This window comes from Eubacterium sp. 3_1_31 (assembly GCF_964249515.1).
Taxonomy (GTDB): Bacteria; Bacillota_I; Bacilli_A; order Erysipelotrichales; family Erysipelotrichaceae; genus Longicatena; species Longicatena caecimuris.
In genome coordinates this window covers 1-13,188 of record NZ_CAXUBY010000039.1, presented here as the reverse complement: position 1 = coordinate 13,188, position 13,188 = coordinate 1, and the positions used below count along the sequence as shown (strand labels likewise).

Sequence of the window (13,188 nt, the reverse complement as noted above, 5' to 3'; positions counted from 1 at the left end):
TATAATGAGCATACGTTCTAAGAGAGGGGCAGTAGTATGGAAAATATACAATTGGTTATTTGTTATATTGATAGTACCTTGGTGACAACAGATCGCCGATTGACATGGAAGACCAAAGAGGTGATTGATCGTCTACATGCACATGGAGTATTATTCGGTATCGCTTCTGGCAGACCGTTGGATGAATTAAAGCGGAATGCAAAGAAATGGGGATTTTCTTATCCTTTTGATATTTTGATTGGTATGAATGGTTCTGAATTATGGGATGAAAAAAGACAAGAAGAATTTGGCTATTATAAATTAAAGCCCGAATGGATTAAAGAAATCATTGAGTTGATGGAGCCATTTGATGCAAACTACTTTATTTATCATGATGGTTATTTACTGTGTAGACGCAATGATGCGATGATGCAACATTCTGCTAAAAGCAGTGACAAAGAGATTGTTGTTATGGATACGCCTGAACAGCTGTATCAAAAAGAGAATGCAAAGATCATGTTTCGCGTAACGGAAGAGGTTATGCCATCAATTGAACGCTATGTTGCCCAGCATCCTTCACCGTTTTATAAAGGCTTTAAAACACAGTCAACCTTAATGGAATTTGCTGATCATCGCGTTTCAAAAGCTTTTGCGCTAAAGAAATACTGTGAGATGAATCAGCTTTCTTTCGCAAGTGTGGTGGCATTTGGTGATACAAGTAACGATAATGATATGCTTGCATGCAGTGGTTTAGGTGTATGTATGTGCAATGGCAGTGCAGATACGAAAGCGATTGCGGATGATATAACAAAGAAAAGCAATGATGAAGATGGCTTTGCATGGTATATGGAAGAACATTTTTTAAAGCCTTTCGGTTGGTAGATACGATTTATGCGTGGCAAGATAGAAGCAACGATCAAGCACAAAGGGGGAGAAAATTTTGGTAATGGAAGTGTAGCCCGTCATATTTTACGACTGGCTTTGCCTATGACCCTTGCACAATTTATCAATGTTTTATATAACATCATTGATCGTATTTACATTGGCCGTTTACCTGATGTAGCCGATCATGCACTTGCCGGAGTCGGCATTACGTTTCCCATCATCACCTTAGTCATTGCTTTTGCAAATCTGGCAGGGATGGGTGGCGCTCCTTTGTTTTCGATTGAGCGAGGACGTGGGAATACGAAAAAAGCAGAAGAAATTATGGGAAACAGCTTTACGCTTTTACTGGTATTTGGTATCGTTTTAACCCTTTTTGTATTGTTGTTTAAAACAGATATCTTATATTTGTTTGGGGCAAGTGATGCTATTTTTTCATTTGCAGATGACTATATTACCATTTACATGTTTGGCTCGCTCTTTGTCATGATATCCTTAGGCATGAACAGCTTTATAAATGCCCAAGGGTTTGGAAAGATAGGGATGTTAAGTGTAGTATTGGGTGCTGTACTCAATATCATTTTGGATCCGTTATGTATTTTCAGTTTCCATTTAGGGGTAAAGGGGGCAGCAATCGCAAGCGTTCTTTCGCAGCTAGCATCGGCTGTTTGCATCTTATGGTTTCTTGCGCATAAACAAAGTGGTATCATGCTGAGGCGACATGCATTGAAATTGCAATTGTGCTACGTAAAAAAGATCCTTATGCTAGGGATGAGTGGCTTTGTTATGGCTATTACCAATAGTGCTGTACAGGTGGTATGCAATGCCAGTTTACAACAGTATGGTGGTGATGTGTATATCAGTATCATGACCATTATAAATTCATTACGTGAAGTCATCACATTACCTGCAAGTGGAATTACCAATGCTGCACAGCCGGTGTTAGGGTATAATTACGGAGCTCATAAGGATGAGCGCGTCTTGAAGGCAATTCGCTTTATGAGTGTCGTTGTTGTTGCGTATATGCTGCTCATGTGGCTATTTGTCTATTTGACGCCTACGTTCTTCCTCCATATCTTTTCTAGTGATCGAGTGATTGTAAAACGGGGCATACCGGCAATCCAACTGTATTACTTTGGTTATTTCATGATGGGATTTCAATTTAGTGGGCAAAGTGTTTTTGTGGCATTGAATAAAAGTGGACAAGCTATCTTTTTTTCTTTATTCCGCAAAGTTATAATTGTTATACCGTTAACGTTATGGCTGCCTACAGTTGGCCAATTGGGGGTCATGGGAGTGTTTCTGGCTGAACCGATTTCCAATTTTATTGGTGGTGGTTGCAGCTATTTGACGATGTATCTTACCGTTTATAAAAAATTAAAAAATGATTGCAAAGCCAAGGAGGAAGTATGAAAATTTTATGGTTACCTGGGGCAAAATGTACAAAGGAAATATGGCGATACATGATAAAGGATTGGGAAGAAGAAGACAATGTTTTTGTAAAGTATTCGCATGATGTTTTGTTACAGGCAAAACAAGTGATGGATATCACGAAAGATGTTTATGATCGCTATGGAAAAGCATCTTATGATTATATCATAGGACATAGTATGGGTGGCAAGATTGCCTTACAGCTTTGTGCAGACTTTCAAATGCGAGTGAAAGGGATTATTTTCATAGAAACTAATTTACGTCCGGCAGCGGCATTTTATCGCAATTTGCTTTTGGCAAAAAATAGTGAAGTAAAAGATGAACTTATGTCGATGCTTCAAGAAGAATCCATCTATTACTTAGATGCCTTAAATAAAGAACTGCAAGAAACATTTGATGATGCTTATTTGGTGCAGCAGGCGAACTGCTTGGTGTATGGTATTTATGGTGATCGTGGCTTGCCTGCATATCCTGATCGTATACACGATCTTTGTTTAGATGCGGATACTTTGGCGAAACTACAACTCTTTTTTGTTAAAGATAGTTGTCATATGCCAATGCTGGAAAACCCAGACCATCTCACAAAAATAATCAAAGGGATTATAAGATAACCAATCACCTTCTAAAAATTAACGATAGATGCGAAGATTTGCAAAAAAATTACCTGTTCATGATTTTAATTTCAATCTTAGTTGTAAAATGTAACCGTTTACGATATACTCAATACAGATATAAATATAAAATGGAGGAAATTATGATTGTAAATTTTGAGCAGAAAGAGCGCTTACCATTAAGCAAACATGAGATAACACGGAAAGGTGAGCTTATAGGTACTACTGTTTTACCCGAAGCGTGGATAGGAACGATGCAGTTGCTTGGTCATGATTATGAGCTAAATGCAGAAGGTTTTGAAAAAGTTGTTATTCGTAAAGATGGCATGCCATATGCTGAATGCATGAGCAGACTACATGTTACAAAACAAATTCTTTTTGTAAAAACAGGATGGGAATATTATGAACTTATAACGCCGGAAAAAACCTACCAAATCTATGAAACAGGGCTAGGGGCAGATAAACATTTTTATTCATTTTATGAACATGATCAAGTTGTGGCAATTATTCATAAAAGCGACGTAGTAAAGCGTTTTTTAGACACGTATACGTTTTACATGAAGGAAGAACAGCACCTAGAAGCGGTAAGTTTGTATTGTCTGTTTTTAGAGAGTACACAATATTATGATATGGATGCTACAGGGAATGAATCTTCTGCAACAGAAACAATCACTATGCAAAAGGAGTTAAAGGAGAAGTATGATCCTACCTTTATTGAGCAGGTAATTGCAATGGACAAAGAGTAACGGTTTCCACAGGTCGATTCTTTTATTTATTGCGTTTACATGTTATTAAGCAAATCACGAATGGTTTACGATTATATGAAAGAGCTTAAAAGCTCTTTCATTGTTTTTTGATATTTTCCTTTGTGGTTGGCTGATGAAGAATCATTAGGAATCTCATACTCCTTCTTTTTTTTTAGCGTTAGGCGTGATAAAATAAAACAAGGTGATAAAAATGATAGCATTTATTCGTGGGACGATTCACAGCTACAGCAATGATTCTTTGATCATAGATAACAATGGCATTGGTTATCGTGTATATATCGCAAATCCACAGGCTGTACGTTTGAATACAGAAGTAACCTTGTTTACCTATCAGCATGTTCGAGAGGATGCTATTACGCTGTTTGGTTTTACAAGTATGGAAGAACATGATTTGTTTTTGCAATTGATCAGTGTAAAAGGTGTGGGCCCTAAAACAGCATTGGGTATGTTGGCGGTTTGTCCTGCTAAAAATATGATCATGGCAATTGAAAATAATGATGTCAAAACATTAAAAGGATTACCAGGCATTGGTGCTAAAACAGCAAGTCAAATTGTTTTGGATCTGAAGAATAAATTGGTCGAAGAAGTAACTGAAATTGAGGCAAAAGAAAATGCCCAACTGTTGGATGCCATAGAGGCATTAAAAGCTTTAGGCTATAAAAATGCTGAAATTAGCAGTGTGAAAAAAGAATTAATGGCCATGGAAGAGTCTACGACTAGTGATCAATATATTCGAAAGGCATTATCTATATTGGCAAAAAGAAAGGGAGTATAAGGCATGGAACGTGTGCTTTCAAATGAAATGCAGGGAGTTGAGGAAGAGGATACACTTCGTCCTTCCACATTAAAGGAATATATCGGGCAGGCGCAGTTAAAAGAAAATCTAGCAGTATTTATTCAGGCAGCGAAGCAACGCAATGAAGCTTTGGATCATGTCTTATTGTATGGGCCTCCAGGATTAGGAAAAACCACATTGTCTTATATCTTGGCAAATGAAATGGGTGGGCATATTAAAACAACCAGTGGACCATCTATTGAAAAAAGTGGAGATTTGGCTGCTATCTTATCAACTTTAGAAGCAGGAGATGTTTTGTTTATTGATGAAATACACCGCTTACCCAAACAAGTCGAAGAGGTGCTCTATCCAGCAATGGAAGATTATTGTATTGATATCGTAGTCGGTAAAGATTCCAGTACGACACGCTCTATCCGTTTGGATCTTCCACCATTTACTTTAGTGGGCGCAACGACTAGAGCTGGAGATCTAACAGCACCATTGCGAGATCGTTTTGGTATAGTATCGCAGCTGGAATTTTACAGTCTAGATGAGTTGCAACAGATCATATGGCGTACAAGCCGTGTCATGGATACGGAAATTGAAGAGGAAGCCGTATTGGAAATAGCATTGCGTTCACGTGGAACCCCACGTATCGCAAATCGTTTATTTCGCAGAGTGCGTGATTTTGCACAAGTTATGAATGATGGCATCATCGATAAGGCAGTCGCTGCAATGGCCCTTGATAAGTTAAAGGTCGATCATTTAGGCCTTGATAACGTTGATCATAAATATTTGAAAGGAATCATTGAACGATTTAAAGGCGGTCCGGTTGGCTTGGAAGCTTTAGCTAGCAGTATCGGTGAAGAAGCTATGACATTAGAAGATGTGTATGAACCATATTTATTACAAATCGGTTTTATAAATCGTACACCCCGTGGTCGCATTGTAACGGATAAAGCATATCGTCATTTGGGTTATGATATGGAAGAAGGGTTATTCAAGTTATAATTAAGCTTTCGCTTGTGTCTTCGCATACATTAACATACAGCAAGCGATAAAAGCCAGAGCTTTGGAAAGCATTTCTATAATGGACAGTAAAGAAATGCCGCTTAATAAAAAGACGGGTATGCAAAATAAAAGAATCATTCCTAAAGCGCTGAACAGCGCTTTTTTCTTTGTTTTGATGCCTAACCAGACACCTCCACAACCATAAGCAATAGCTCCGCCAATCCAATTCAGAATATGAAAAGTTTCAGCTGAAATCCAGGTAAAATAGTATAAAGCGGCAAAGATAAGAGAAAATAACAATGTGAGTGCTAAAAGAATAGCGGCACTTTGAAGGTAAGTCTGTAACTTTGATTTCAATGGGAATCACCTCATTGTAATGTATGAAAAAGTTTGTCGGACTATGCAAGGAGGATGAAAAATGCAAGAATATATCACATTGATGATAAAATGTCTCGTCGTATACTTTGTCATTATAATTGCCTTACGAATCATGGGAAAGCGTGAAGTTGGTGAATTATCTGTATTTGATATTGTTATTTATTTGGTTATGAGTGAATTGCTTGCTATTTCTATTACCGAATCACATGAAAGTATTCTCAAATCACTCGTACCCATTTTTACCTTGGCCGTTTTACAAATCATTATCAGCTGGATCTTATTAAAAAGCAAAAAAGTACGTGATATTTTTGATGGTAAAAGTGTTATTTTAATACATAATGGACACATCAACCAAGATGCAATGCGTAAGAATCGATATAACATTGACGATTTGATGAGTCAAATACGTTCGCATGATCTATGTACGCCTGATGAAGTGGCTTTTGCTGTATTGGAAAATAATGGACAATTAAGTGTGTTGCCGAAAAAAAGCTGTAAAGTCAAGCATCCGGATCCATTGATCAGTGATGGCATTATCAATAAAAAAGCACTGAAGGATCTGCATCGCGACAGTGAATGGCTGAAAGCCTGTATGAAAGAAGAAGGGATTCAAGATGTTAAAGATATCTTTTTATGCATCTGGCAAAAAAATGCTTTTTTTATCATTAAGAAGGAAATAGACTCCCAAAATAAGATGTTTTGATTTTATCATGTCGCCATAAGAAATTAGATGGTATAGATAGAAATTTTTCCATGTTTCTATCTTTTTTATAATGTGCAATAATTATTTGTTTTTGGTAAAAGCGAACCATAGGCGAATGGCATGAAGACAAGTCGTGACCAACATACCAGCACTGATTGCTATGCTTAATGCATCAGCGAACAGGATATGTGATAAAAAGGCGACACAGCATAAACGGGTAAAGGAGCCTGCAAAGGTATCGTATACTGTTTTTTTACTGAGCGACATCGCATGCAACATGCTACTTAAAGGAGGCTGCAGCGAATACAGTGCAAAGGGAATGGCGAGTTGTTTTAATAAAAGGGCACCGCGTGTATTGTGGTAAAAAAGCAATAACAATTCTTCATTAAAAAAATAGCATAGGAAACTGCAGATAGCACCGACAATAAAGCAACTTGCTAAGATAAAAGAAAATTGATGACGGGCTGTCGCTTCATGTCCACGGGCATAATGATACGTAAAAGAAGGAAGTAAAAAATTACTTAAGGTGATGGTTAAAAAACTAGGCATCGTGATGATTGGCAAAACATAGCCATTCAATTGTCCATAGGCATGAATCATCGTATCACTTTGTAAGGCACTTAAACCAATTACCATGACAATGGGCTCTAAAAAATAGGTAAAAGATCCGATTAAACGACTTCCGGTCATAGGGATGCTGATGGATAATACTTCATCAAATTGCTGACGATGCAATGTGTGAAATAAGGTTGGTAATTGTCGGATATCATGTTTATGCTGACGAAGGGCGAACAGCATATACAAACTGCTACATAATTCACCGACACTGATTGAATACATGGCAATTTTTGCCATTGTGACATTAGTTAACGAGTGATCCATAGAGAACATAACAAGCAAAAAGAGGATACGTGAACCTTCTTCAAATAATTGACAGGCAGTTGCTTGAACGTGCTGTTGCTTCCCGAATAAATACCCCTTTAATATACCGGATATGCTCACAAGGGGAATTAATGGTAAAATGGCGTATAACACCGGTAATATTTCACGCTGTTTTAAAATATAGAAAGATAAAAAGGGAAGAAGAATGAAAAAGGCGGCGATAATTACGATATTATTTATCATGGAAACAAGGATACTTGCTAAAAGTGGTTTACGCGTATCCTTGCTTTGGGCAATGACCTTGCTCAAAGCTCCAGGTATCCCCATTTGCGCTAAGGTAATCATAATGACCATGGTTGGGGAAGCGAGTGTATAGTAATTCATTGCAGACTCACTTAGAGTGCGAGCTAAAAGAATACGTACAAGAAAAGATAAGATTTTAGCAATCACGGAAACCAACAGTAAAAGAAACGTTGAACGCAGCAATGTTTTTTTCATAAGAATCATCCTTGTCTGTATCAAAGTATATGAAACGTATGCAAAAAACATGTGCATACCATGGAAAGATGGTGTTCGCAGCAATATAAAGGACCTTTCTTGCTGCTTTTTAGGCCTTTCATTAGAAAGTTGAAATGATGTGAAAATACCCTACTTGGAATTTCATATTGCCTTATGAAAAGGAATGATGTAAAATATGTGTTATGGTATTGAGGAGGAAACTATGAGTGAGCAAAGTCTGATTGATGATAAATACATAAAACTTGCCATCGCCCTAAAGGCCAATGAACTCAAACGAGAACAGTTATCTTCCTTAACATATCAGCATGTAGAAAGTGCATTAATTGGAAAATGGAAATATGAGAAAGTAGATAGTGTGCATGATGCGGTGAATGATGTCATGCAGCTGAGTGCTAACGATGTGGTCGCATATTTATCTAATGAGGCCATTTTACTTGGCGCAAAAATGAAGATTAATGACTTTGAAGATTTATTTGGAGGAGATAAGCAATGAAAAAATCGCGTTTAGTTGTTTTTGGCATCACGGTTTTGACAATTTTGGCAGTCATTGTCACTTGCAGTGGAATGATCAAAGATAACATGAGGCTTGGTTTGGATCTGCAGGGTGGATTTGAAATTCTGTATGAAGTAAGTCCGCTGGATGGAAAAAAGATGCCAAGTATGAGCGCAGTGGCAGAATCTGTAAACAAACGTGTCGATGTGCTTGGTGTTAATGAACCAGATATTACGGTGGAAGGTAATAACCGTATTCGTGTACAGTTAGCTGGAGTGAAAAATGCCGACCAGGCAAGAAGGGTAATTTCATCTACTGCAAATTTAACATTCCGTGATGTGAATGATAATCTGCTGATGGATGCTAGTGTTTTAAAAGAAGGAGGAGCCAGTGTTACAACAGATCAATATGGCAATCCCGTCGTTAGTTTGAAACTGGCAGATCAAAGTAAATTTTATGAGGTTACCAAAAAGGTTGCGGCAATGGGAGATGGTCAAAATCTGATGGTAGCTTGGCTGGATTTTGACCAGGCAACAGATTCTTATGCAGCAGAAAAAACAAAAGAGAAACCAAAATATATTTCTGCGGCATCTGTAAAAGAGGGAATTAATAGTACGAGTGCCCAAATTAGTGGGAACTTTAGCAAAGATGAGGCAAATGAATTAAAGGATCTTATCAATTCAGGTTCCTTGCCTGTGAAAATGGTCGAATCCTATAGCAATGCGGTAACCGCTGATTATGGTATTGATGCCTTTTCAACAACCATGATGGCTGGTGCTGTAGGTATTGCTTTGATCATGTTGTTTATGATCTTATATTATCGTTTACCGGGCGTTATATCCGCAATTACAATTGCATCTTACGTCTTTGTTGTCTTCTTGATTAATAACCTAATGGGAGCCGTCTTTACCTTATCAGGTATCGCTGCCTTGGTATTGGGTGTCGGAATGGCAGTCGATTCTAATATTTTGACATTCGAGCGTATTCGCGATGCTTTATATAGTGGCAGAAGTGTCAAAACAGCCTTCTACGAAGGTAGTTCCAAATCATTTGTCACGATTTTTGATGCTCAGTTTACGACCTTTATTTCCGCATTGATTCTGTTCATCTTCGGTACAGGTAGTGTAAAAGGTTTTGCGACCATGTTGATCGTGTCAACGATTTCTACATTACTGGTTATTGTCTTTGTAGCTAAATTCCTTTTGAAGATGCTCGTGGACAGTGGCAAATTGGATGATAAGAAGAGTTGGTTTGGTGTCAAGAAAAATCAGATTCCAAGCGTTGCTAACGGAGAATCACGTTTCTATTATGGACGCTTTAAAGGATTTGACTTTGTTGGTAAAGCAAAATATTTCATCTTTACTTCTTTGACTATTATGGTCATTGCCATTGGCTGTATGGGCTTTAATGGTTTCAAAGGCGATGGTATCTTAAACTTCGGTATTGATTTTACCAGTGGTACAAAAATTACGGTACAAAGTGACAGTGCAATCAAAGCTGATGAATTAAAAACACAATTAAAATCTTTGGGTATTCATGCGAACAGTGTGAAGATCAATGGTGATAAGAATGAGATTGCACATGTCTTTGTTAAGGAAGCGGTTAATACAAGCACGATGGAAAAAGCGAAAACGGCTTTGAAGGCAACATACAAACATGATGTCAGCGATAGTACTGTTACACCAGTCATCGGTCGAGAATTAGTAAGAAAAGCTATTGTTATTTCTGTATTGGCATGGATTGGTGTTATGATTTACATTTCCCTGCGTTTTAAATGGGATTATGCATTAAGTGGTATCATTGCGTTGATACATGATGTCTTTATCATCTTATGTTTCTGTGCTATCTTCCGTTTAGAGGTGAATACGGAAATCATAGCTGTAATGTTGGCAATCATTGGTTATTCTATTAATAACTCCATTGTTGTCTTTGACCGTATTCGAGATCAGGTTAAAGAAAACCGACATGAAAAACTGGATCAGGTAAAATATAAGGAAATTGTGAACATTGCCTTGCAGAATACGGCAACACGATCAATTTTATCTACTTTTACGACTGTATTACCGGTTATCTGTCTGCTAGGTTTGGGTAGTAACGCAATCTTCACCTTCTGTTTGGCTTTGTTTATCGGTTTAATTGCCGGTGCTGGAAGTTCTTTGTTTATTGCTGCACAAGTATGGTATCAACTGCGTATGCGTGAAAAACCTAAGAGCAAAAAGGTGCATAAAAAACATAAAAAAGAAGCTGTAGAAGAAATGATCGTTCCAGGCTTAAATGATTATTAATCAAACATTTGCGCAAATACTCTTTGTTTAGAGTATTGCGCTTTTCTTTTTGATATGTTGTCTACATTTACACTTGCCATGTATTTATGATATAATCCTAAGACAAAGAGAATGAGGTGGAACGAATGCTCATATGTCCGAAATGTCATGAACAATTAAAAAAAGAAGAACACGTATGGCGCTGTGCAAAAGGGCATAGTTATGATATAGCTCGTCGCGGATATGTTAATCTGGTGCTTGGTTCCCATAAGGCAAGCGGTGATGATAAAGCGATGGTACGCTCTCGTACCCGTTTTTTATCCCATGGTTATTATCATATTCTGCAAAAACGATTAGCGACAATGTTACAGAAATTAGCATTGGAAACGCTGATAGATGCAGGGTGTGGAGAAGGTTATTATACAAATTATTTTCAGGAAGTATTGCCTGCCACACAAATTTATGGCTTTGATTTAAGCAAGCATGCGATTGATGAGGCTTGTAAAGCGCATCGTGGTGTAACTTATGGGGTGTGTAACATCTTCCATTTACCAATAGCCAAGCATTGTGCAGATGGGGTGGTGTCTGTTTTTGCCCCTGTGGATAGCAAAGAAAATTATAGAGTATTAAAAACAGGTGGTTATTTTTTAAAGGTAGGTCCTGGTCCAAAGCATCTATATGAGCTGAAACAACTGTTATATACGGATGTGTATGAAAATGAAATTGAAACAGGTTATTCCGGTTTTACCTTACTACATGAAGAAATTGTAGAAGATACCATTACAATTCAGGATGCTCAGGATATTTGGGCACTGTTTCAAATGACTCCATATTATTGGAGAACTCCTAAACAGCAAGCAGAGGCATTAAAACAATGCAAGGAATTGACGACACAGATATCTTTTCATATTGCGTTGTATCGCAAAGAATCCATGAAATAGCCTTTCCAAATAAGAATTGGCTATGATATAATAAACAAGAATTCAGGAAGAAAGGCGGAAATAGAAGAATGGCATTTGAAAGTTTGAGTGAACGTCTGGGAAAGGCGTTTAAAAATATAACAGGTAAAGGTAAATTAAGCGAAAAAAATATGAATGATATGTTGCGGGAAGTGCGCATGTCATTATTAGAAGCTGATGTGAATTATGGTGTTGTAAAAGATTTTATCGCTCGTGTAAAAGAAAAAGCATTGGGCACTGAAGTGATGACTTCTTTAAACCCTGGGCAAATGGTCGTTAAGATCGTTCATGATGAAATAGTTGCCTTATTAGGAAATGAAGAAGCTCCTATCAATTATAAGAAAACGGGCATAACAACCGTCATGATGGTTGGTTTACAGGGTACTGGTAAAACAACGGCGGCAGCTAAAATCGCTAATGTTATGAAGAAGAAACAAAGTCGTAAGCCATTATTGGTTGCCTGTGATGTAATTCGTCCGGCGGCGATTGAACAGTTGAAAACACTTGGTGAAAGCATTGATGTCGAGGTGTTTTCTTTAGGGGTTGAAACAAAGGCATTAGAAACAGCGCAAAAAGCGATGGATTATGCCAAAGAACAAGGCTATGATACGGTTGTCTTTGATACCGCTGGGCGTTTGCATATAGATGAAGAATTGATGCAAGAATTGTCTGATATTAAAGCGTTTGTTCATCCGGATGACATTTTGTTAACCGTTGATGCTATGACTGGACAGGATATTGTGAATGTCGCAAGTAGCTTTCATGAACAGCTAAGTGTTACTGGACTTGTCTTAACGAAACTAGATGGTGATTCTCGCGGCGGTGGTATTTTATCTGTACGAAGCATCACACAAGTGCCTGTAAAATTTGTTGGTTTAGGTGAGAAAATTGAGGATTTGGATGTGTTCCATCCAGATCGTATGGCAGATCGTATCTTAGGAATGGGTGATATTCTTTCACTGGTAGAAAAAGCTCAGGAAAAAATGGATATGGAAGCTAGCACCAAATCAGCAAATCGTATGATGAGTGGACAATTTACATTGAGTGATATGTTAATTCAATATGAACAAATAGAAAAGATGGGGTCTTTAGGCGGCATGATGAAATTGTTGCCTGGTATGGGACAGATGGCAAATCAAATTGATGAGGCAAAGGCAGATAATAAATTGAAAAAAAGCAAGGCTATCATCCAGAGTATGACGCCTGAAGAAAGAGAAAATCCTAATATTCTTAGAGCAGGAAGAAAAAATCGTATTGCTAAGGGAAGTGGAACTACGGTGGCTGATGTAAATCGTTGCATTTCCGAATATGAAAAGATGAAGACGGTGATGAAACAGATGATGTCAATGTCAAAAAATGGAAAAATGCCTAATATGGGAGCCATGGGAGGCATGAAAAATATGCGTGCTATGAACAAAGCTATGCGTGCAGGAAAAAAAGGCAGAAGATTTTAAATAAGAGGCTGTAACGAATAAGAAATAGCCTCACAAATAAAAATACGTCAAACTCATAAGAGAATGGCGTATTTTTTTTG

The 13,188-nt window shown here is 37.7% G+C and carries 13 protein-coding genes; 11 read left to right on the top strand and 2 right to left on the bottom strand.

From position 1 onward, the window contains the following. The first annotated feature begins 36 nt into the window (after nucleotides 1–36). The 6 genes from ACESSZ_RS13065 to ruvB all read left to right on the top strand — a co-directional run bounded on the left by ACESSZ_RS13065 (nucleotide 37) and on the right by ruvB (nucleotide 5,456). Nucleotides 37–861, top strand: a complete 825-nt coding sequence (locus ACESSZ_RS13065) for an HAD-IIB family hydrolase (protein WP_008688694.1) — start codon at nucleotides 37–39, stop codon at nucleotides 859–861. Between the two features lie 9 nt (nucleotides 862–870). Continuing rightward, nucleotides 871–2,274 (top strand): MATE family efflux transporter, encoded by a 1,404-nt coding sequence (locus ACESSZ_RS13060; protein WP_008688693.1) that lies wholly within the window; start codon nucleotides 871–873, stop codon nucleotides 2,272–2,274. Beyond that, the gene (locus ACESSZ_RS13055) at nucleotides 2,271–2,903 is read left to right on the top strand and encodes an alpha/beta fold hydrolase (RefSeq protein ID WP_008688691.1); all 633 of its coding nucleotides are present in this window, start codon (nucleotides 2,271–2,273) and stop codon (nucleotides 2,901–2,903) included. The genes ACESSZ_RS13060 and ACESSZ_RS13055 overlap by 4 nt, the downstream gene beginning before the upstream one ends. A gap of 143 nt (nucleotides 2,904–3,046) precedes the next feature. After that, complete coding sequence (locus ACESSZ_RS13050) at nucleotides 3,047–3,649, top strand: hypothetical protein (RefSeq protein ID WP_008688689.1); 603 nt, start codon at nucleotides 3,047–3,049, stop codon at nucleotides 3,647–3,649. A 211-nt stretch (nucleotides 3,650–3,860) separates the two neighbouring features. After that, the gene (gene ruvA, locus ACESSZ_RS13045; RefSeq protein ID WP_008688686.1) at nucleotides 3,861–4,445 is read left to right on the top strand and encodes a Holliday junction branch migration protein RuvA; all 585 of its coding nucleotides are present in this window, start codon (nucleotides 3,861–3,863) and stop codon (nucleotides 4,443–4,445) included. A 3-nt stretch (nucleotides 4,446–4,448) separates the two neighbouring features. Further along, nucleotides 4,449–5,456: a Holliday junction branch migration DNA helicase RuvB gene (gene ruvB / locus ACESSZ_RS13040; protein ID WP_008688684.1), complete on the top strand. Its 1,008-nt coding sequence runs from the start codon at nucleotides 4,449–4,451 to the stop codon at nucleotides 5,454–5,456. Here ruvB and ACESSZ_RS13035 read toward each other — a convergent pair whose 3' ends face one another. Further along, nucleotides 5,457–5,813 carry a DUF3792 family protein gene (locus tag ACESSZ_RS13035; protein WP_008688682.1) on the bottom strand — a complete coding sequence of 119 codons (357 nt, stop codon included), beginning with the start codon at nucleotides 5,811–5,813 and terminating at the stop codon, nucleotides 5,457–5,459. Between the two features lie 61 nt (nucleotides 5,814–5,874). Here ACESSZ_RS13035 and ACESSZ_RS13030 point away from each other — a divergent pair, with 61 nt between their 5' ends. Next, nucleotides 5,875–6,537 (top strand): DUF421 domain-containing protein, encoded by a 663-nt coding sequence (locus ACESSZ_RS13030; RefSeq protein ID WP_008688680.1) that lies wholly within the window; start codon nucleotides 5,875–5,877, stop codon nucleotides 6,535–6,537. Between the two features lie 81 nt (nucleotides 6,538–6,618). Here the strand turns inward: ACESSZ_RS13030 and ACESSZ_RS13025 are convergent, their stop codons facing one another. Beyond that, a complete protein-coding gene (locus ACESSZ_RS13025; RefSeq protein WP_008688679.1) occupies nucleotides 6,619–7,917 on the bottom strand; it encodes an oligosaccharide flippase family protein in 1,299 nt (432 codons plus the stop codon). A gap of 223 nt (nucleotides 7,918–8,140) precedes the next feature. On the opposite strand from ACESSZ_RS13025, the gene ACESSZ_RS13020 reads away from it, so the two are divergent. The 4 genes from ACESSZ_RS13020 to ffh all read left to right on the top strand — a co-directional run bounded on the left by ACESSZ_RS13020 (nucleotide 8,141) and on the right by ffh (nucleotide 13,108). Further along, the gene (locus ACESSZ_RS13020; protein ID WP_008688678.1) at nucleotides 8,141–8,431 is read left to right on the top strand and encodes a post-transcriptional regulator; all 291 of its coding nucleotides are present in this window, start codon (nucleotides 8,141–8,143) and stop codon (nucleotides 8,429–8,431) included. Next, nucleotides 8,428–10,716 (top strand): protein translocase subunit SecDF, encoded by a 2,289-nt coding sequence (locus ACESSZ_RS13015; RefSeq protein ID WP_008688677.1) that lies wholly within the window; start codon nucleotides 8,428–8,430, stop codon nucleotides 10,714–10,716. Before ACESSZ_RS13020 ends, ACESSZ_RS13015 begins: the two co-directional genes overlap by 4 nt. A 125-nt stretch (nucleotides 10,717–10,841) precedes the next feature. Next, on the top strand, nucleotides 10,842–11,636 hold the full coding sequence (locus tag ACESSZ_RS13010; protein ID WP_008688676.1) for a putative RNA methyltransferase: 795 nt from the start codon (nucleotides 10,842–10,844) through the stop codon (nucleotides 11,634–11,636). A 68-nt stretch (nucleotides 11,637–11,704) separates the two neighbouring features. Further along, nucleotides 11,705–13,108 carry a signal recognition particle protein gene (gene ffh / locus ACESSZ_RS13005; protein ID WP_008688675.1) on the top strand — a complete coding sequence of 468 codons (1,404 nt, stop codon included), beginning with the start codon at nucleotides 11,705–11,707 and terminating at the stop codon, nucleotides 13,106–13,108. Nucleotides 13,109–13,188 lie beyond the last annotated feature (80 nt).

Coding starts and splice junctions, on each gene's coding strand:
- ACESSZ_RS13050 (WP_008688689.1), top strand. CDS start 3,047: ATGATTGTAAATTTTGAGCAGAAAGAGCGCTTACCATTAAGCAAACAT.
- ACESSZ_RS13030 (WP_008688680.1), top strand. CDS start 5,875: ATGCAAGAATATATCACATTGATGATAAAATGTCTCGTCGTATACTTT.
- ACESSZ_RS13010 (WP_008688676.1), top strand. CDS start 10,842: ATGCTCATATGTCCGAAATGTCATGAACAATTAAAAAAAGAAGAACAC.
- ACESSZ_RS13020 (WP_008688678.1), top strand. CDS start 8,141: ATGAGTGAGCAAAGTCTGATTGATGATAAATACATAAAACTTGCCATC.
- ruvA (WP_008688686.1), top strand. CDS start 3,861: ATGATAGCATTTATTCGTGGGACGATTCACAGCTACAGCAATGATTCT.
- ffh (WP_008688675.1), top strand. CDS start 11,705: ATGGCATTTGAAAGTTTGAGTGAACGTCTGGGAAAGGCGTTTAAAAAT.
- ACESSZ_RS13055 (WP_008688691.1), top strand. CDS start 2,271: ATGAAAATTTTATGGTTACCTGGGGCAAAATGTACAAAGGAAATATGG.
- ACESSZ_RS13025 (WP_008688679.1), bottom strand. CDS start 7,917: ATGAAAAAAACATTGCTGCGTTCAACGTTTCTTTTACTGTTGGTTTCC.
- ACESSZ_RS13015 (WP_008688677.1), top strand. CDS start 8,428: ATGAAAAAATCGCGTTTAGTTGTTTTTGGCATCACGGTTTTGACAATT.
- ACESSZ_RS13065 (WP_008688694.1), top strand. CDS start 37: ATGGAAAATATACAATTGGTTATTTGTTATATTGATAGTACCTTGGTG.
- ruvB (WP_008688684.1), top strand. CDS start 4,449: ATGGAACGTGTGCTTTCAAATGAAATGCAGGGAGTTGAGGAAGAGGAT.
- ACESSZ_RS13060 (WP_008688693.1), top strand. CDS start 871: ATGCGTGGCAAGATAGAAGCAACGATCAAGCACAAAGGGGGAGAAAAT.